Consider the following 20,594-nt stretch of genomic DNA (forward strand, 5'->3'; position numbering starts at 1 on the left):
TGCAAAGAAACATTTCTCTTATCTGCAAAAATAGTGACAAATTAAAAGCGTTAAATCAATCTTGAAATCTCCAATATGTAAGTTTCAAATGAAGGCATTGAAATCATCAAGAAAAATGCGACACAAATAGGCTATAAGTGGGACTTTAAGCCTGAAAATATGCAAAAAATTTGCACGAGAAAAGAGGTGGTTGATATGTTTTACAAGAAAATGGGTATTAATAAAAAAAGCATTAAGAAAAAATTAAAAACCAATAAGCTTTAAAATCATCATCTTATTTAAGAATAAATTTCTATCAAAATAAGAGTGCAAGTATGCTATAATCGAAAAAATGACAAATTTAAAGGAGGCAAAATGCACTTAAATCCCCTAGAAAATAACCAAAATTTGGGACTTTACGACCCTAAAAATGAACACGATGCTTGCGGAATCGCTGCTGTGACAAATATACGCGGGATCGCCTCTTATAAGGTCATTTGCGATGCTTTGGAAATTTTGATGAATTTAGAGCATAGAGGAGGGGCTGGAGCTGAAGAAAATTCAGGCGATGGTGCTGGCATACTTATACAAATTCCGCACGATTTTTTCAAAACGCAAGATTTAGGCTTTGAATTACCAAAAAAGGGCGATTATGCTGTGGCTCAAATGTTTTTATCTCCAAATTTAGACGCTAAAGAGGAGGCTAAAAAACTTTTCTTAGAGGGACTTAAGGAGAAAAATTTGGAATTTCTAGGCTTTAGGGCGGTGCCTTTTAATCCTAGCGATTTAGGAGAAAGCGCGCTTAAGGCTATGCCTTATTTTTTACAAGCCTTTGTGAAAAGACCTGCGAAAGTGGCGGCTGGGCTTGAATTTGAGCGTTTGCTCTATACGGCAAGGCGTTTGATTGAAAAAAGGGCTTTTAATGTGCCGAAATTCTATTTTTCAAGCTTTTCTTCACGCACCATAGTTTATAAGGGAATGCTACTTTCAACACAACTAAGTGATTTTTACCTAGACTTTAAAGATGTCAATATGAAATCTGCTATAGCCTTAGTGCATTCAAGATTTTCTACTAATACTTTTCCAAGCTGGGAGAGAGCGCATCCCAATCGCTATATGGTGCATAATGGAGAAATTAATACCATTAACGGCAATGTGCATAGCATTAAGGCTAGAGAGGGCTTGATGCAAAGCGATTATTTTGAAAATTTAGAAGAGCTTTTTCCCATCATTGCTAAGCCTAGTAGCGACTCGGCAATGTTTGATAATACCTTAGAATTCCTTGCCTTAAACGGACGCTCTTTAGAAGAAGCTTTTATGATGATGGTGCCTGAGCCTTGGCATAGAAATGAAAATATGCCTAGTGCAAAAAGGGCATTTTATGAGTATCACTCTGTTTTAATGGAGCCTTGGGACGGACCTGCGGCTATTGTTTTCACAGACGGGGTGATTATGGGAGCGAGTTTAGATAGAAACGGCTTTCGTCCGTCAAGATATTATCTTACCAAAGATGATTTTTTAATCCTTTCAAGCGAAACGGGAGCGTTAAAAATCGATGAAAAAAATATCAAGGCTAAGAAGCGTTTGGAGCCGGGCAAACTTCTGCTTGTAGATACAGCAAGAGGTAGAGTCATCGCTGATAATGAGATTAAAGAACAATACGCAAATGCCAAGCCCTATAAAAAATGGCTTGAGAATTTAATCCGCCTTGAAAATCAAGAAGATCAAAACTACAAGCATCATTTTTTAAAACAAGATGAAATTTTAAGTTTGCAAAAGGCTTTTGGCTGGAGTTATGATGAGCTAAAATTAAGCGTCTTAGCTATGGCAAATTCGGGTAAAGAAGCCTTAGCAGCTATGGGCGTGGATACGCCTTTAGCGGTGCTCTCAAAGCAGTATCAGCCTTTATTTAATTATTTTAAACAACTTTTTGCACAAGTAACTAACCCTCCCCTTGACGCTCTGCGTGAAGAGATAGTTACTTCAACAAGAATTTATCTAGGTCGCGAGGGAAATCTTTTAAAACCAAACGAAACCAACGCTAACAGAGTAAAAATCCAATTGCCTATCATTAGCAACGAAGAGCTTTTTAAAATTAAAAATTTAAAAAATTTCAAAGTAAAGGAATTTTCTATTGCTTATGACTTTAAGAAAAAAAGTCTTGAAGAGGCTTTAGAAGAGCTTTTTATAAAAGTTGAAGCAGAGATTAAAAAAGGCGTTTGTGTGGTGATTTTAAGCGATAGGAGTGTGAGTGAGAAAATGGCTTATATCCCGTCCTTACTTGCCGTTTCAGGGCTACATAATTACCTTGTAAGAAAGAGCTTAAGAACCCATGCTAGTATAGTGCTAGAAAGTGGTGAGCCTAGAGAAATTCATCATTTTGCTTGTCTTTTAGGGTATGGGGCTACGGTGATTAATCCTTACTTAGTTTATGAAAGCATTAAGGACTTGATAGAAAAAAAAGAACTAGGGCTTTCTTATGAAAAAGCTGTGCAAAATTTCATCAAGGCTAGTTCGGCAGGTATAGTTAAAATCGCTTCTAAAATGGGTGTTTCGACCCTACAAAGCTATAATGGCTCCGCTCTTTTTGAGTGCCTTGGCATAAGCTCATCAGTGGTGGAAAAATACTTTAGCTCCACGACCTCACGCATAGAAGGCATAGATTTAAGCGACATAGAAAAAGAAACGCTAAAGCTTCACGCCAAAGCCTTTAAAGATACAAGCAAGGCTTTAGACTCACTTGGAATTCACGGCTTTAGAAGCGAAAAAGAAGAGCATTTAATCGACCCTTTGGCTATTTTTCATCTAAGAGAAGCGTGTAAAAATAAAGACTATGAAAGCTTTAAAAAATACTCCACTATTCTCAATCAAAAGCAAATTCATCTACGCTCCTTAATGGAATTTGATTTTAGTGAGGCGATTAGCATTGATGAGGTTGAAAGCGTAGAAAGCATAGTTAAGCGCTTTCGCACGGGTGCTATGAGCTACGGCTCCATCTCAAAAGAAGCACACGAGTGTTTAGCCCAGGCGATGAATCAAATAGGCGCAAAGTCAAATTCGGGCGAGGGCGGAGAAGATGAAAGCCGCTATGAAAAAGAAAATTTAAGCAAAAATTCCGCTATCAAGCAAGTAGCAAGTGGGCGTTTTGGTGTGGATTTAAACTACCTCAACCACGCAAAAGAAATTCAAATCAAGGTCGCACAAGGTGCAAAACCGGGCGAGGGCGGACAGCTAATGGGCTTTAAGGTCTATCCTTGGATAGCTAAGGCTAGACACTCAACGCCGGGTGTTACCCTCATATCTCCCCCACCGCATCACGATATTTATTCTATCGAGGATTTAGCCCAGCTCATTTATGATTTAAAAAATGCCAACAAAGATGCAAAAATTTCAGTCAAGCTTGTGAGTGAAAATGGCATAGGCACGGTGGCTGCTGGCGTAGCTAAGGCAGGGGCGAACTTAATCCTCATTTCAGGCTATGACGGCGGCACGGGAGCAAGTCCCCGCACCTCCATACCTCACGCGGGAATTCCTTGGGAAATGGGACTTGCTGAGACACATCAAACCTTAATCCTCAACGGCTTAAGAGACAGGGTAAAACTTGAAACGGATGGGAAGCTAATGAATGGGCGTGATTTAGCCATAGCTGCACTTTTGGGGGCAGAGGAATTTGGCTTTGCCACTGCACCTTTAATCGTAATGGGCTGCACAATGATGCGTGTTTGTCATCTTAATACCTGCCCTTTTGGCATAGCAACGCAAGATGTGGAACTTAGAAAGCGTTTTAATGGTAAGGTTGAAGAAGTGGTCAATTTTATGCATTTTGTCGCACAAGAATTAAGAGAATATATGGCAAGGCTGGGCTTTAAAAGCCTTGATGAGATGATAGGACGCGTGGATAAACTCCGCCAAAAAGAAGTGAGCGGCAAGGCAAATAAACTTAACTTAGATAATATCCTAAAAGCCCTGCCAACCTATAATAAAACCGCCGTGCATTTCAAAGAACATAAAGATAGTAAGCTTGAAAAGACGATTGATTATAGAATTTTACTTCCGCTTTGCAAAGATGCGGTGGCAAAAAACAAGCCTATAAAACTTAGCCTTGAAGTAGGAAATCAAAGCCGAACTTTTGCCACTATGCTCTCAAGTGAGCTTTTAAAAAGCTATGGCAAAGAAGCTTTAAAAGAAGACAGCATACAAATCACAGCAATAGGAAATGCAGGCAATAGCTTCGGGGCATTTTTGCTTAAGGGCATAAAGCTAGAAATCATCGGCGATAGCAATGACTACTTGGGCAAGGGTTTGAGTGGGGGTAAAATCATCGCTAAAACTTCAAGTGAGGCTAGTTTTAGCCCTGAGGAAAACATCATAGCAGGAAATGCCTGTCTTTATGGTGCGACGGAGGGGGAAGTGTATTTAGACGGCATAGCGGGGGAGCGTTTTTGCGTAAGAAATTCTGGCGCTAAAGCTGTGGTTTTAGGCACGGGAATTCACGGCTGTGAGTATATGACAGGGGGTTGTGTGGTAGTGCTTGGCGATGTGGGGGCAAATTTTGCTGCGGGGATGAGTGGGGGCGTAGCCTATATCCTAGGACGACATAACGAAGCAAATGTGAATAAAGAGCTAGTCGATATCAAAGAGCTTAATGCAAAAGATGAAAAAGAGCTTAAAGCAACGATACAAAGGCACATTAATTACACAAATTCTAAAAAGGCTAGGGGAATTTTAGATCAATTTGATAAAAAAGATTTTTTTAAAATTATGCCAAGAGATTATGAGAAAATGCTCAAGCATTTAGAAAGCTTTAAGGGCGATAAAGAGCAGGAATTAAAGGCTTTTGAGAGGGTTATGCAGGAGATGAGGGGCTAATTAACCCTCTTTAAGTGATATAGGGTAAATTCCACTCTTTTGCTGTGAATTTCTTAGGCTTTAAGTCAAATGCTTTTCTAAATTCATTCGCGATGTGAAAGCTCATTAAGGGTGGGACGGCATTGCCTATTTGTGCGTAGGCTGCACCCTTACTTCCATAAAAGATAAAATCGTCTGGGAAGCTTTGAATTCTCGCACACTCTCTTACACTCAGTCTTCTTTGTAAATTGGGGTGAGGGTGTATTACCGCTCCTCCTCCTCTACTTCCTCTACCTGTAATAGTAGGAGCTTGCTTATCCCAAGATAACGCTCTATTGCCTATATAGCCATTAATGCGAATTTTATGTGTGCTTCCCGTGTGATTGCTTATATTTTCATCATAATCTTTTGGCAAGTCTCCTATAGCCTCAAAAAGTGTTTTGGCTTTTAAATTTAAAGGCTTAGGAAAGTCAATTTCTTCCTTAATGTCCTTTCTACGCCCTATGATAATCACTCTCTTTCTATTTTGCGGAACTTGATAATCGCTTGCATTTAAAATGCTGTGTTTTAATTCGTAGCCACAACGCTCAAAAGTTGGTAAAATTTGCGTGAAAAAATGCTCCCTAAAAGCCTTACCACTTTGAATCCCCGCAACATTTTCTACCAAAAAATACTTAGGCTGCTTGGCTTTTAAAACTCTAGCATATTCTAAATAAAGGCTATTATAATGCGAATTTAAATCGCGATTTTTACCATTTGCTATGGTAAAGCCAAGGCAAGGAAATCCGCCGATTAAAATATCTGCGTTTGGAATTTCTTCCACATCTAGGGTATAAATGTCCTTGCAAAGTATGTGTTTGCCTATATTTTTCTCATAGCTTTCGCATGCCTCTTTATCAATGTCATTTGCAAAAACGACCTCAAATCCCGCCTTAATAAAACCCAAATCAAGCCCACCACAACCACTAAATAAACTTATCACACTAGGTTTCAATTAAGCTCCTTAAAATGCGTGTCAAAATAGTCAAAAAGTGCCTCCAAGTCCTCAAAAAGCTCATTTTTAGAATTTTTGTCTTTAAAATACTCCACATAACTTTTATGAAGTTTGTAGTCAAATTGATTAATTAAATTCATTACAGAGTGATTAAGATGAGAAAAATCAAGCAGGACACTTCTTTTGCAAGCCTTTATTAAAGCGTTTCTATCTATCCTTAAAGAATTCCCCTCATAACGATTTACAATGCTTAAAAAATTTTCTTTATCCTTGCTCTTTGCCTTAAAAAGTGCGACAATTTCACTTCCTGCAAAAAAATAAAGCTCCATTTTTTCATTATTTTTAATAGCCAAAAGCAAGTCGTTATCATAAATAAATTCCGCCATTTTATTAAATTTTTCTTCAAATTTTTCGTAACTTGAAAGCGTTTCTATAAGCTTTAAAAGCTTTAAAAATTGCGGCTTACTTCCTACACCTGCTCCCTCACTTGACTTTCTTTCGCTTAGATAATTATCCACTCTTAAACCATCAAATAAAACGCGTTTTTCAAAACTTCCCATATTAATTTCAGTATTTTTAGCAATTAAGGTTTTGACACTAAAGGCATAATGATTAGCAAAAATGATGTCCACTTTTTCACGGCGATTACTTGCGATTTTATCTTTCACATTGATAAAATAATCCCCAACGCAAAATTCCAAATTTGAACGCTTTTGATTATCCGCAACCTCTGCATCAAAAATATTAGCGAGTAAATCCTCAAAAACTCTAGCACTCGTCTTTCTCTTCGCCACCTCATCACTACTAATGAAGTGAAATAAATAATTATAAATGTAGAGTGTATAAAAGCTATTTGGATTTTGCTTTAAATAAATAAAAAATTGATAAATATCCTCAATGCTAATAATCTCTTGCTTTAAAACGCCTTTTTCTCTTAAATAAGCACCGATGAGCTTTATAGTATGCAAACTTTTTAACATCTCTAACCTTTACAAAATGAATTCTAGCAAGAAAGGCTAAATTTAACACTCTACATTTTAAAAATTTAGAGTATAATCAAAAAATAAAGGAGTAAAAATGGGAAATGTGAGAGGATTTTTAGATTTTAAAAAAGCAAATAATCAAAAAATAGCCCCTAGTGAGCGGATTAAGAATTTCAAAGAATTCGTCAAGCCTTTAGACAAAAAAGAGCGTGAAATTCAAGCGGGGCGTTGTATGGATTGTGGGGTGGCATTTTGTCATACAGGTAAAATGAGCGAGGGCAAAGACATAGGCTGTCCGCTTAATAATCTAATACCTGAGTGGAACGACTTGCTTTACCGCTCTTTATGGGAAGAAGCCTTTAAGCGTTTAGAATTAACAAATCCTTTCCCCGAATTTACAGGGCGTGTGTGTCCTGCACCTTGTGAGGATTCTTGCGTGTGTGCGATTAATGGCGAAAGTGTGAGCATAAAGGATAATGAATTAGCCCTCGCAGAAAACGCCTTTAAAGAAGGCTTCATCACGCCTCAAAAGCCTCAAAAATATAATGGCAAAAAAATAGCCATCATAGGTAGCGGACCTGCGGGGCTTGCCTGTGCGTATTCTTTAAATTTGTTAGGTTATAAGGTAAGCGTGTATGAAAGAAGTGATAAAGCTGGAGGGCTTTTGATGTATGGCATACCCGATATGAAGCTAGAAAAAAGCGTGGTGCAAAGACGCATAACCCTATTAGAAAAAAGTGGAGTGGAATTTAAACTTAATCAAAATATCAATAGCAAAGAAAAGGCAAATAAGCTTTTAAAAGAATTTGACGCACTTATTCTTTGCACAGGAGCAAGTGAGCCAAACGCCCTAAATATCAAGGGTAAGGACTTAAACGGCGTAAAATTTGCTATGGATTTTTTAAGTGAAAATACTAAATCTTTGCTTAAAAACTCAAAGCCTGCCACAACGGCTAAGGGCAAAAATGTGCTTGTGATAGGAAGTGGTGATACGAGCGTTGATTGCATCGCAGTGGCGTTAAGACAAGGAGCTAAAAGCATTACGCGTTTTGAGCGAAGTCCTAAAAAAAGTGAGCTAAGAAGCAAAGATAATCCTTGGCCTCTAAAGGCGGATATTTTTACCACAGATTATGGCTTGGAAGAGGCTAAGGCAGTATATCAAAAAGATGTAAGAGAGTATCAAAAGCTTACTAAAGAATTTATAGGTAAGGATAAGCTTGAGGGCGTTTTGGCGAGTGATTTAAAGCGTGAAAATGGCAAAAATGTTGAAATTAAGGGCAGTGAAAAGCTTTATAAGGCGGATTTAGTGCTTTTGGCTATGGGTTTTAGTGGAAGCGAAAAGGCTATAAGCGTGAATTTTGGAGTGAAATTTGATACAAAAAATAATATCGCAACGACAAATTATCAAAGCTCACACGAAAAAATTTTCTCCTGTGGAGACGCAAGAACGGGGCAAAGCCTTGTCGTATGGGCTATTAAAGACGGGCTTTTGTGTGCTTTAAATGTGCATAAAAAACTTAGTAAAGAATAATTTGCCAATCTATCAAAATTCAAAGAGAACGATTTTCGCAATTTAATTTGCTTTTTGTTCTCAATTTTGCCTTATTCTATTTTTAGCTTAAATTTGACAATTTTATTTGTGTTATTCTAAAAATATTAATCAATGCTTTTAAATTCACTTTTACTTCACTTAATTATTTTATAATTTTTGTAAAGAATTAAAGGAGAAAAGATGAAAAAAACATTAGCGGTTTTAGCGACTTTGTGCTTGGGATTTAGCGTGGCAAATGCGGAGGATATTTATGGGACGATTATCGACATTAATGACGCCTCAAAAACCATACTTGTAGAGACGACTTACGGACAAAGGCTTAATATGAAAATTCTGCCAAATACACAAATTGATATGGACGAGTGTGGATTTTTATGGATGGATAAGCAAGGCACTTTTAAAGATTTAAAAGTCGGCACTTTTTTAGAGGCTGAAATTTTCCAAGCCAACACACCAATGCAACCAAAGGTTCAAGATACACAAGAAGTGCAAATGGTAACAGTGAAAAAAATCGACATAGAGTGTAAGAAAAAAGCCTACTAAAACACTTTCTTAATCAAAATTCATTATAATGCCCTTTAAAAAGGCATTATAATGAGGATTAACAAATTCCTATCTCACAATACCACATATTCACGCCGCGAAGCCGATGAGCTTATCAAGCAAGGCTTAGTTAAAATCAATCAAAAAATCGCCCAGCTAAATGACGAGGTCAAAGACGACGATAAAATTTTCCTCAAAAATAAAAGAATTCACAAAAAAACGCAATTTAGCATCATCATCTACCACAAACAAAAAGGCGAAATTGTCAGTCGTAAAGATGATAGAGGTAGAAAAGTCATTTATGATAATTTACCCAAAACTTTCTCCACTTGGCTTAGTGTGGGGAGGCTTGATTATGCGAGTGAGGGCTTACTTTTACTCACAGATAGCCCCGTTATAGCTGACGCTTTAATGCATAGTGATTTGGAGAGGGAGTATTATTTAAAAATCAAAGGGCAAATTTCAAAAAAAGTCATAGAAGCGATGCAAAATGGGCTTGAAATTCAAAACTCCACAAAGGGTGCTCACGCAAAAACAAAAATCACCTCTATGAAATTTGCACCCTTTTTAGACTTTGAAATTTTTGGCTCAAGCGGCGGTTATACCAAACTTAGAGTCGTGATCAATGAAGGACAAAATAGGGAACTTAGACGCTTTTTTGGTTATTTTGATTTAGAGGTAATGGACTTAAAAAGAGTGGCTTTTGGTATAGTCGAGCTTGGTATGCTAAAAGTGGGGAAATACCGCTTTTTAGAAAGGGGCGAGTATGAAAAATTACGCGATTTTTTAAAAATAAATGGGATAAGATATTAATGTTTTCTCTCTCAAATCGCCGCTATACAGGAGCTAAAACAAAGCTTTTAGATTCTATTGATACAAGCATTTTAAAAAGCTTTGATTATAGAGAAAGGAAAAATCTTAGCTTTTTTGATGTGTTTAGTGGCACAGGGGTTGTGAGTGAGTATTTTGCTAAAAAGAAAGAGTTTAATAGTATTATCATCAATGATTTTTTACACTCAAATTTCATCATTTATCAAGGCTTTTTTACACAAGATTTGTTTGATTTAGAAAAGCTAGAATCTTTTAAAAAAGAATTTGCAAAGCTAAAGCCTAAAGATATAAAAGAAAATTATTATTCAAAGCATTTTGGCGATAAGTTTTTCAGTAAAAATGATAGCAAAATAATAGGCTATGTGCGTGATAGGCTAGATTATCTTTTAGACCAAAAAGCTATCAGTAAAAAAGAGTTTTTTATCCTTTTAAGCTCTTTGCTTTATAGTGTGGATAGGGTGGCAAACACGGTGGGGCATTATGATGCTTACCGCAAAAATGTTATCTTACAAGATAGATTTAGTTATGAGCTAATAAGCCCTTTAAAGCTTGAAAAAAGCATTGAGATTTATAAGGAAGATTCTAATGTTTTAGCACAAAATCTAGCAAAGCAAAAAAGGCAAATTGACATAGCCTTTATAGACCCACCTTATAATTCTAGGCAATATAGCAGATTCTATCATTTGCTTGAAAATCTAGCATTAAACAAAAAGCCAGAGTTATATGGCGTAGCCCTAAAACCAAAGTCTACCAATCTAAGCAAATATTGCAAGGTGGAGGCTAGAGAAATCTTTAAAGACTTGATAGAATCTTTAGCAAAGATATGTAAAACTTTAGTGGTTACTTATAATAATACTTATACTTCTAAATCAAATTCAAGTAGAAATAAGATAAAATTGCAAGAAATTCAAACAATCCTTGAATCTGTTAGCAGGGTAAAACTTTATGAGTGTGATTTTAAGGCTTTTAGCAGTGGAAAGACAGATTTAAAAGAGCATAAAGAAATTATTTTTATAGGTGAAGTCAAATGACAATGCAAACAAGTTTTTTGCAAAATGATGGGGCTGATATTATCCGCTCTCCATTTTTTTATGTAGGCGATAAATATAAACTAATGCCACAGATTAGGAGATTATTTCCAAGCAAAATACAAACCTATGTTGAACCCTTTGTTGGCGGTGGAAGCTCATTTCTTAATACAAAGGCACAAAATTATAGACTGAATGATATAGATTTCTATGTTATTGCCCTGCATCAATTTTTACAAAATAATGCACAAAATCCCACTTTTTTCACGCAACTTTTTAGTTTGATAGAATCTTATAATCTTTCTTGCTCACTTAAAAACATTATCCCACCAAAAGATTTAAGACAAAACTATAAAAAAACCTATTTTGCTAAATTTAATAAAGAATCTTATGTGAAGCTACGCAATGAGTTTAACGCAAATAAAAAGGATATGCTAAGACTTTATATGTTGCTTATTTATGGTTTTAATCGTATGCTTAGATTTAATGCTAGGGGCGAGTTTAATTTGCCTGTTGGTAATGTGGATTTTAATCATAATGTTTTAAAAGCTTTGATGGATTATTTTCATTTTATCCAAGATAAAGATGTTGAGTTTTTTAATACGGATTTTAGGGATTTTCTTAACTCTATCTCTTTAAAAAAGGGCGATTTTATCTACCTTGACCCACCTTATCTTATTAGCGGAAGTGAATATAATAAACTATGGAACGAAGAGCTAGAATTTAGGCTTTATGAGCTTTTAGAAAAGTTGGATTCTAAAGGCATTGCGTGGGGACTTAGCAATCTTTTAACACATAAAGGCAAAACAAACACGCTTTTAAAAAACTTCACCAAAAAATACCCTACCTATACAATTCAAAGCAATTATATAAGTTTTAATGACAATAGCATTAAAAAAGATTCCTTAGAGGTTTATGTAAGCAATGTATAAAAATGAAAAATATAAAATCCTATCCTTTAGCACGACAATGCGAAATCCCCAAAGAATCGCTGACTTTTTAAAAGCCTTGCTACCTTTTGAAAATCATACTTTAACGCACGAAATTATAATGCAAATAATTTTTTATTTAATCAAGCATAAAATTTACACGCCAACCTATGCAAGTAAGCATTTTAAAGAGATTTTAGAATCCGATGAAGTTTTTAATGATACGCAAATACAAGAAATCATAGAAAATTCACCACAAGAGCATAAAGAAAAAGGATTTGATAGGGGATGGGATTCTCGTTTTGATACTTTTTATAAGCTATCAATGGAATTTGGCTTTTGCTTTTATGAGATGGGCAAACCCCTTATTATCTCACACACAGGGCATTTACTCATAGACGCAGTCAATGAAATCCCAAGCAATGAAGCAAAAATTGCTAATATCTTTTTAAATTGTTTGATGAAATATCAACGCAATAATCCTTTTAGAAATGTTATCAACACAAACGCACCTTTGATTTTATTGCTGAATGTTTTAAGAAAATTACAAGAAAAAACGCAAGATTCTAAACTTTCTATTTTAGAAATACCTTTTTTATTATGCTGGAGAGATGATGATTATGCAGCCCTTACGCATTATATTTTAGAGTTTAGAAAAGCTTATCCTAGCTTTGCTTATAGTAAAGAGCTTATTTATGAAAAATGCTTAAAGCTTTTAGAAACTACAAATACAAAACGCTTTAAATTTTCACAAGTTTGCAACGAATCCATAGATGAATATATTAGAAAGATGAGAATTACAGGGATTATTTCACTGCGTGGAAATGGTAGGTTTATAGACTTTAACACTTTTGAAATATCAAAGATTGATTATGTGTTAGAGCATTATTCACATTATAAAAAATTTGATGACAAAAAGGCTTATTTTGCATATATGGGCGAGATAGATTCTCACATTTTGGAGATAAAAGAACAAAACTATACAAACAAAGATGACTTAAAGCAAAAAACACTTCAATCTTTTGCCGCCCAATATAGCAAAGAGCAAATTTACCACGAATTAAGCGTTTTAACTAGCAAAAATAAGACAAGCAAAGATGAGATTCTAAGATTTATCCCAGAGCCTGTAAGATTTGAATTTCTAACCGCCATTGCCTTAAGGCAACATTTTGGGGACTTAGAGGTTATGCCAAATTATAGCATTGATGATGAAGGGTTGCCAAAGTGCTTTGCAGGTGGAAATAAGCCTGATATTATTTGCAAGGATAAAGAAAGCAAAAGCATTATTGAAGTGAGTTTGATTTGTGGCAGGGGGCAGGTAAATAATGAACTTTTGCCTATCACAAGACATTTAAAAGAAATGATAGAATCATTGAAAGATTCCCCTACTAAGCTTTGCTATTTTGCCATTTTTATCGCTCCAAAGATTTATGAAGATTCTAAAAGATATGTAAAATTCATCAAATTTGATGAGGGTTTAGAAATTAAAAATATGGATATTTTAGAGTTTATCCAAAATATTAAAATCTCTCATACGCAAAATCAAGCTATCAAAAATCTTTGCATACAACGAAACTTGGGGTAGCAAGTGGTATCAAACCCAGATTAAAGCAATGATTAAAAATTTAAACCCTTATCCTTAAATTCGCTGCGTGAGTAAGGGCTATGGCTATAGCGTCCGTGATGTCTAAAGGCTTGATGTCCTTTGAAATTCCAAGCAGTCTTTTTACCATAAAAGCGACTTGTTCTTTACTTGCCTTTGCTTTTCCTGTGATGGTTTTTTTGATTTGTAGGGGGGTGTATTCTGCGAATTCGCCGTGAAGCTGGAGGATTTTAAGGCTCAAAGCTCCGCGAAATTGTGCGAGTTTTAAAACGCTTTGTGGATTATAAGCAAAAAATATATCCTCTATCGCAACCTCATCAAAATAATGTGCTTTAAAAATCAAATCAAGCCCCTCGCAAAGCTCTGTGATTTGATACTGCAAGGTGCTAGGCTTGATTTTAATAAGTCCCGCCTCAATAAGAGAATTTTTGCTCTTAGTTGCTTCAAGTATGGCATAGCCACAAAAACGGCTTCCTGGGTCTATCCCTAAAATTTTCACATTTCTACCTTTATTCACAATGTGAAAAAAACTTTTCACAAGATGTGAATTTTAACCTTTTTTTATAAATTTTAAGCTAAAATTACGCCCTTAAATGACTAAAAAGTAGGAAAATGGACGCAAGTGAAATTCTAGATGCCTTTAAAAAAAAATTAAGAGAAGAAGAGTATAAAAATTACATCTCTCTTTTAAAATTTAACGAAAAACAAAGCAAAGCAGATATATTAGTTTTCAATGCTCCAAACGAATTCCTAGCCAAATTTATCCAAACAAAATATGCCGAAGGAATTGCCCTTACTTACGAAACTATGAGCGGCAACAAAGCTAAAATTTTAATCCAAAGTCAAACGCATAAAAGCAAAAATTCCACCAAAATAGACATCGCTCAAATTAAAATGCAAAGCACGATTTTAAACCCCTCTTTTACCTTTGAAAGCTTTGTCGTAGGTGGCTCTAATGAATATGCTTATGCCACTTGTAAGGCTGTTAGCCAAAAAGATAAACTTGGAAAGCTTTATAATCCCATCTTCATCTATGGTCCCACAGGACTTGGTAAAACGCACTTACTTCAAGCTGTAGGAAATGTGTGCCTAGAAATGGGAAAAAGAGTTATTTATGCGACAAGTGAAAATTTTATTAACGATTTTAATTCTCACATTATCAACAAAACAATGGATAAATTTCAAGAAAAATATCAAAATTGTGATGTTTTACTCATAGATGATGTGCAATTTTTAGGTAAAACGGACAAAATACAAGAAAAATTTTTCTTCATTTTTAATGAAATTCGTGATAAATCAGGACAAATCATAATGACTTCTGATAACCCTCCTAATATGCTAAAAGGCATTACAGACAGGCTAAAATCGCGTTTTGCTAATGGCATTATTGCTGATATTACCCCGCCTCAGCTTGAAACTAAAATCGCCATTATCCGTAAAAAATGTGAATTTAACGAAGTCAATTTAAATAATGAAATCATCAGCTATCTCGCCACAGCTATGGGGGATAATATCCGTGAAATAGAGGGTATGATAACAAATTTAAATGCTTATTCTAGACTTATCAATCAAGAAATAAGCCTAGAATTCGCCAAAGAAATGATGAAAGACCACATTAAAGAAAAAAAAGAAAATATCACCATAGAAGACATTTTAAGCATTGTTAGCAAGGAATTCAACCTCAAAACAAACGATATAAAATCAACAAAAAGGTCGCAAAATATCGTTCTTGCAAGACGCATTATCATCTTCTTAGCAAGGGAGCTTACAAGCCTCTCTATGCCACAACTTGCCGTGTATTTTGAGATGAAAGATCACACAGCCATTTCACATAATATTAAAAAAATTAATGAAATGATCGAAGAAAATCATCATTTAAAAAACAAAATCGAAGAATTAAAGAATAAAATTTTAATCAAAAGTCAAAGTTAATGTGAAAAAATGTGAAAAACTATAAAAATTTAAAATGTAATAAAACTATGATAAAATACATTTTTAAAAGAACTTTTCACATTTTCAACATACTTATTATTATGATGAAAATTTAAAATAATTACAGAAAGGAAAACTGATGAAAATCAACATCAACAAAAACACCCTAGAAGCTGCCATACTTTTATGCAACGCTTATGTTGATAAAAAAGACTTAAGCACAGTTACTTCTCATCTTTTATTCGAAGCAAATGAAGACAAACTTATCATAAAAGCAAGTGATTATGAAATAGGCATTAATTACAAAATCAAAAAAATTCGCATTGAAAATCCGGGCTTTGCCACAGCAAATGCTAAAAGTATCGCTGATGTCATCAAAAATTTAAATAATGAAGAAATCATTCTTGAAACGATTGACAATTTTCTTTTTATAAGACAAAAAAATACAAAATACAAACTTCCTATGTTTAATTATGAGGATTTTCCAGCTTTTCCAAGTATAGAAAATAAAAATAAATTTGATATTGATTCTAGTGATTTAAGTCGTTCTTTAAAAAAAGTTCTTCCAAGTATCGATACAAATAATCCAAAATATTCTTTAAATGGAGCTTATTTAGACATTAAAGAAAATAAGATCAATTTTGTCAGCTCTGACTCAAAACGCCTTGCCATTTATACATTAAATAAAACAAATGACAATGAATTTCACATCAGCATCCCTAAAAAAGCCATTATGGAAATGCAAAAACTTTTTTATGAAAAAATTGAAATCTATTATGATGAAAATATGCTTATCGCTAAAAATGAGAATTTTGAATTTTTCACTAAGCTCATTAATGACAAATTCCCAGATTATGAAAAAGTTATCCCTCAACAATTTAAGCAAGAATTCACACTTCAAACGGAAGATTTCATTGATGCACTTAAAAAAATTAGCGTAGTAACCGAAAGTATGAAACTTCACTTCACTAAAAATAAAATTATCTTTGAGGGCATTAGCCTTGATAATATGGAAGCAAAAACCGAGCTTGAAAAAGAGCTTGGAGTTGAAAATGATTTTTCTCTTACTATTAAAATCAAATATTTGCTCGATTTTTTAAATTCCATAGAAGAAAACGAATTTAAAATTAAAATCAATGAGCCAAATTTAGCTTTTGTAGTGAGTTCAAATGAGCTTGAAGTTGTTATTATGCCTATGATAATTTAAAGGAATATTATGCAAAAAAACTACGGCGAAAGTAATATTAAGGTTTTAAAAGGCTTAGAAGCGGTTAGAAAACGCCCGGGTATGTATATAGGTGATACTAATATCAATGGACTTCATCATATGATTTATGAAGTTGTAGATAATTCTATCGATGAAGCTATGGCTGGATATTGCGATACCATAGATATAGAGCTTACGACTGAGGGTAGTTGTATAGTCAGTGATAATGGTCGTGGAATTCCTGTGGGTATGCACCCAACGGAAAATATGCCTACACTTACTGTTGTTTTAACCGTGCTTCACGCAGGAGGGAAATTCGACCAAGATACTTATAAGGTCTCAGGCGGACTTCACGGCGTGGGCGTTTCAGTTGTTAATGCTTTATCTAAAAAGCTTGTTGCCACCGTGCAAAGAGAGGGGAAAATTTATCGCCAAGAATTTGCTAAAGGGCAAATAGCTAGTGAATTTGGCATTATAGGCGAGAGTAAAAAAACAGGAACAAGTATAGAATTTTTCCCTGATGAAGAGATTTTTGAACTTACGGAATTTGATTATGAAATTTTAGCCAAGCGTTTTAGAGAATTAGCCTATCTTAATCCAAAAATTACCATAAATTTTAAGGATAATCGTGTCGGTAAAAGCGAAAGTTTTCACTTTGATGGCGGAATTTCACAATTTGTCAGCGATTTAAATAAAAAACAAGCCCTAACTAAGCCTATATTTTTTAGCGTTGATGAAGATAATGTTAATGTTGAGATTGCCTTACTTTATAATGATACTTATAGTGAAAATTTGCTCTCTTTTGTCAATAATATCAAAACTCCAGACGGCGGCACTCACGAAACAGGCTTTAGAATGGGGCTTACGCGTGTAATTACAAATTATGTCGAGGCAAATGCAAGTGCGAGAGAAAAGGATAATAAAATCACAGGCGAAGATGTCCGTGAGGGTCTTATCGCCATAGTTAGCGTGAAAGTGCCTGAACCTCAATTTGAAGGACAAACGAAAGGCAAATTAGGCTCTTCTTATGTGCGTCCTATTGTTAATAAAGCTAGTTTTGATTATCTCACAAAATATTTTGAGGAAAACCCTATCGAGGCTAAGGCAATTATGAATAAAGCCTTAATGGCAGCTAGAGGAAGAGAAGCTGCGAAAAAAGCAAGGGAACTTACGCGTAAAAAAGAAAGCTTAAGCGTAGGGACACTACCTGGAAAACTTGCCGATTGTCAAAGCAAGGACCCAAGTGAGAGTGAAATTTATTTAGTCGAGGGCGATAGTGCGGGAGGCTCTGCTAAACAAGGACGCGAAAGGGCTTTTCAAGCGATTTTACCTTTAAGAGGTAAAATTTTAAATGTCGAAAAAGCAAGATTAGATAAAATTTTAAAAAGTGAGCAAATTCAAAATATGATTACCGCTTTTGGCTGCGGGATAGGCGAGGACTTTGACCTTACAAAATTGCGTTACCATAAAATCATTATTATGACAGATGCTGATGTCGATGGCTCACACATACAAACCCTACTTTTAACTTTTTTCTTCCGCTTTATGAACGAGCTTGTCGCAAATGGACACATTTACCTAGCCCAGCCTCCGCTTTATCGTTATAAAAAAGGTCAAAAACGAGAAATTTATCTTAAAGATGAAAAGGCTTTAAATGAATTTTTAATTGAAACAGGGATAGAAAATTCAAATTATGAAGGCATAGGACTTAACGACTTAAAAGACTTTTTAAAGATAGTCGCCGCGTATCGCTCAGTTTTAAAAGACTTAGAAAAGCGTTTTAATGTTATTTCGGTGATAAGGTATTTAATAGAAAATCCTGATTTAATCAAAAATTCTAATGAAGAGCTTTTTAAGATCATTAAAGCTTTTTTAGAAAAACAAGGGCATAATATTTTAAATTCCTACCTTAGCGAAAACGAGCTTAGAATTTATGTGCAAACTGAAAGCGGACTTGAGGAGCTTATCGTAAATGATGATTTATTCTCGCATCCTTTATATACGGAGGCGACTTATATTTTTGGAAAGATTAAAGAGCGAGATTTAAATTTCGAACGAGATATTTTAGAAATTTTAGATGAAGTGGAAAAAAATGCTAAAAAAGGTGCTTATATCCAGCGTTATAAAGGTTTAGGTGAGATGAACCCTGAACAACTTTGGGAAACGACTATGGACCCTAGCATAAGAAGACTTTTAAAAATCACTATTGAAGATGCCAAAAGAGCTGATGATACCTTTAATCTTTTTATGGGTGATGAGGTTGAGCCTAGGCGTGATTATATCCAAGCCCACGCAAAAGATGTTAAGCATTTAGATGTGTGAAGTTATTGACAACTTCCAAATGATTATGGAGTTTTAGGAATTTATACAGGCTTTGAAAATGCTGAGCAAAAGGTTAATGCACAAAGATTAGATTTAGACGGAAACTCTTATTATGCAGGTTTAATTTTTAATCTTATAAATACCTTTCTGGAATAACATATCATTTTAAACTCATCGTCACATCAAAATTCCAACTTCTACGCATATTGCCTTTGAAAAAGGTAATTGCGCTCATCATTGATAAAGAAGTAAATGTTACAAAAGATGATAATATCACATTTTATCTTGTTAAAAAATGAAGCTTATAAAATCTTGATTTCAGTCTCAATCAATCTTAATTAAAAAGCTTGTTTAAAAATTTATCCGTAGCCCTATCGATTAGCTTATCGCTTTTATTTAGGGCTTTATCTGTAAGATTTTATCCGCTTTATTTTAGTTTTTTTGAATTTTTGCTGAATTTTGAAAAAAATTTAAAACAATAAAAACTAAGTTCTTATTAAAGCTTTCATAAAGAATTCAACAGCAAGGAGGCATTATGATAAAAATGATAGACTTAAAAAATAGCTTTTCAATAGCTCATTTATATTATGCAAAGTAGTCAAATGCAAGATAGCAATAGTCCCAAATTTATCAATTTTCATCGTTTAAAAATCAATACTTAGAAAAATTAACAAATGAGTTATACGGCATTTAATGTTGTTTTATTTTGCAAATTATTTTATCTATACTAAAAAATTTAATTTTGCGTTTTCTAAATTCATTAAAACTAATTAAGGAGCATTAAACAAAAAATGCTTAAAATAACAGCGTTTATTTATCGGTGGAGCTTAGTTAAACGGGCTTTTAATAGCCTGTAAAAAGGGGTTTTAAAAGCTTCAATGCGGTTCTTTGATAGAGCTTTAAGGGCGTTATAGTAAACTTATGGTTTCAAAAAAATGCTTATGACACCATATTTAAAGGCTATGTATTTTATGGCTTTGTTTATAAAAGGCATTTCTTAGGATATAAAAGAGCTATGAAAGTATCTAAAAAAGAATTAACAAGTCCGCAATGAGCTACTTTCCCCCTGCCAGTAAGGCGTAGTATCATCACCCACGATGTGCTTAGCTTCTTGGTTCGGGATGGAGCAAGGCGTTTCCACATCTGTATAATCACGGACATTGTTATTTAAATGTTTATAAGCCTCAAGTTTCATTTAGCTTTGACTTCATTTTTTCTGTCTTTGCCTAGCTTAGATTACAATAAAGCTTCTACAATTTTAATCCTTATTTTTTACCCAAGCAAAAACTCAATTTAGAATTTCAAACAAGAATCATTTCAAAGCGATAAACACTTAAAAAACAATGCTAAGAGCAAGCTTCAATAAAACTTTTTACCCTTTTAAGGCTTTTTAAACCTTAACAAGGAAGTGATGCCCTATTAACTTAGAATTTTTGACCAAGACACAGTTAAAACTGAGCGTAGCACACTCATAATATGTGAGCGAAGTTTTCGCAAGTATCGGTTAAAAAGACAAGTCAATTTTAAAGATAAGCCAAACGCTCTATTAGTACTGGTCAGCTAAAAGACTTTCATCTATTACACACCCAGCCTATCAAACTAGTCGTCTTCTAGAGAGCTTAGAGAAGATTCATCTTAGAGTTGGCTTCACGCTTAGATGCTTTCAGCGTTTATCCTTTCCAAACTTAGCTACGCTGCGATGCTCTTGGCAGAACAACAGCTACACCAGTGGTTTGTTCAACCCGGTCCTCTCGTACTAGGGTCAAATCTCTTCAATCTTCTTACGCCCACGGCAGATAGGGACCGAACTGTCTCACGACGTTCTGAACCCAGCTCGCGTACC

At 34.7% G+C, this 20,594-nt stretch carries 13 protein-coding genes and 2 rRNA genes; 10 read left to right on the forward strand and 5 right to left on the reverse strand.

Annotated features, from left to right (window positions below):
• The first annotated feature begins 354 nt into the window (after positions 1-354).
• Entirely contained in the window at positions 355-4,848 is a 4,494-nt protein-coding gene (gltB, locus tag NYG92_RS02140) for a glutamate synthase large subunit (RefSeq protein ID WP_289233398.1), read from the forward strand.
• 10 nt (positions 4,849-4,858) lie between these two features.
• Here gltB and NYG92_RS02145 read toward each other — a convergent pair whose 3' ends face one another.
• The gene (locus NYG92_RS02145) at positions 4,859-5,821 is read right to left on the reverse strand and encodes a DNA cytosine methyltransferase (RefSeq protein ID WP_289233399.1); all 963 of its coding nucleotides are present in this window, start codon (positions 5,819-5,821) and stop codon (positions 4,859-4,861) included.
• A complete protein-coding gene (locus NYG92_RS02150) occupies positions 5,818-6,801 on the reverse strand; it encodes a hypothetical protein (protein WP_289233400.1) in 984 nt (327 codons plus the stop codon). The genes NYG92_RS02145 and NYG92_RS02150 overlap by 4 nt, the downstream gene beginning before the upstream one ends.
• Positions 6,802-6,898: 97 nt before the next feature.
• Here NYG92_RS02150 and NYG92_RS02155 point away from each other — a divergent pair, with 97 nt between their 5' ends.
• From NYG92_RS02155 to NYG92_RS02180, 6 genes are all read left to right on the forward strand, one after another.
• Entirely contained in the window at positions 6,899-8,335 is a 1,437-nt protein-coding gene (locus tag NYG92_RS02155; RefSeq protein WP_289233401.1) for a glutamate synthase subunit beta, read from the forward strand.
• Positions 8,336-8,536: 201 nt separating this feature from the next.
• Entirely contained in the window at positions 8,537-8,899 is a 363-nt protein-coding gene (locus NYG92_RS02160; protein ID WP_289233402.1) for a hypothetical protein, read from the forward strand.
• 51 nt (positions 8,900-8,950) lie between these two features.
• The gene (locus tag NYG92_RS02165; RefSeq protein WP_289233403.1) at positions 8,951-9,712 is read left to right on the forward strand and encodes a pseudouridine synthase; all 762 of its coding nucleotides are present in this window, start codon (positions 8,951-8,953) and stop codon (positions 9,710-9,712) included.
• Entirely contained in the window at positions 9,706-10,761 is a 1,056-nt protein-coding gene (locus tag NYG92_RS02170; RefSeq protein WP_289233414.1) for a DNA adenine methylase, read from the forward strand. The genes NYG92_RS02165 and NYG92_RS02170 overlap by 7 nt, the downstream gene beginning before the upstream one ends.
• The gene (locus NYG92_RS02175; RefSeq protein WP_349252758.1) at positions 10,758-11,690 is read left to right on the forward strand and encodes a DNA adenine methylase; all 933 of its coding nucleotides are present in this window, start codon (positions 10,758-10,760) and stop codon (positions 11,688-11,690) included. Before NYG92_RS02170 ends, NYG92_RS02175 begins: the two co-directional genes overlap by 4 nt.
• Positions 11,683-13,272, forward strand: a complete 1,590-nt coding sequence (locus tag NYG92_RS02180) for an AlwI family type II restriction endonuclease (protein WP_289233404.1) — start codon at positions 11,683-11,685, stop codon at positions 13,270-13,272. The genes NYG92_RS02175 and NYG92_RS02180 overlap by 8 nt, the downstream gene beginning before the upstream one ends.
• A gap of 40 nt (positions 13,273-13,312) precedes the next feature.
• Here the strand turns inward: NYG92_RS02180 and ruvC are convergent, their stop codons facing one another.
• Positions 13,313-13,789 (reverse strand): crossover junction endodeoxyribonuclease RuvC, encoded by a 477-nt coding sequence (gene ruvC / locus NYG92_RS02185; RefSeq protein ID WP_082200712.1) that lies wholly within the window; start codon positions 13,787-13,789, stop codon positions 13,313-13,315.
• A gap of 113 nt (positions 13,790-13,902) precedes the next feature.
• Between ruvC and dnaA the strand changes: the two genes are divergently transcribed.
• The 3 genes from dnaA to gyrB all read left to right on the forward strand — a co-directional run bounded on the left by dnaA (position 13,903) and on the right by gyrB (position 18,751).
• Positions 13,903-15,222, forward strand: coding sequence for a chromosomal replication initiator protein DnaA (dnaA, locus tag NYG92_RS02190; RefSeq protein WP_289233405.1), 1,320 nt, complete (start codon positions 13,903-13,905; stop codon positions 15,220-15,222).
• Positions 15,223-15,361: 139 nt separating this feature from the next.
• Entirely contained in the window at positions 15,362-16,429 is a 1,068-nt protein-coding gene (gene dnaN, locus NYG92_RS02195) for a DNA polymerase III subunit beta (RefSeq protein ID WP_004278089.1), read from the forward strand.
• A gap of 9 nt (positions 16,430-16,438) precedes the next feature.
• Positions 16,439-18,751, forward strand: a complete 2,313-nt coding sequence (gene gyrB / locus NYG92_RS02200) for a DNA topoisomerase (ATP-hydrolyzing) subunit B (protein ID WP_289233406.1) — start codon at positions 16,439-16,441, stop codon at positions 18,749-18,751.
• 1,042 nt (positions 18,752-19,793) lie between these two features.
• On the opposite strand, the gene rrf is transcribed toward gyrB, so the two are convergent.
• Together rrf and NYG92_RS02210 are read right to left on the reverse strand one after the other, a co-directional pair.
• Positions 19,794-19,910: ribosomal RNA gene (gene rrf, locus NYG92_RS02205) — 5S ribosomal RNA — on the reverse strand.
• A gap of 366 nt (positions 19,911-20,276) precedes the next feature.
• A 23S ribosomal RNA gene (locus tag NYG92_RS02210) occupies positions 20,277-20,594 on the reverse strand; the annotation flags it as partial.

It is taken from the genome of Campylobacter felis (assembly GCF_030250085.1).
GTDB lineage: Bacteria > Campylobacterota > Campylobacteria > Campylobacterales > Campylobacteraceae > Campylobacter_D > Campylobacter_D upsaliensis.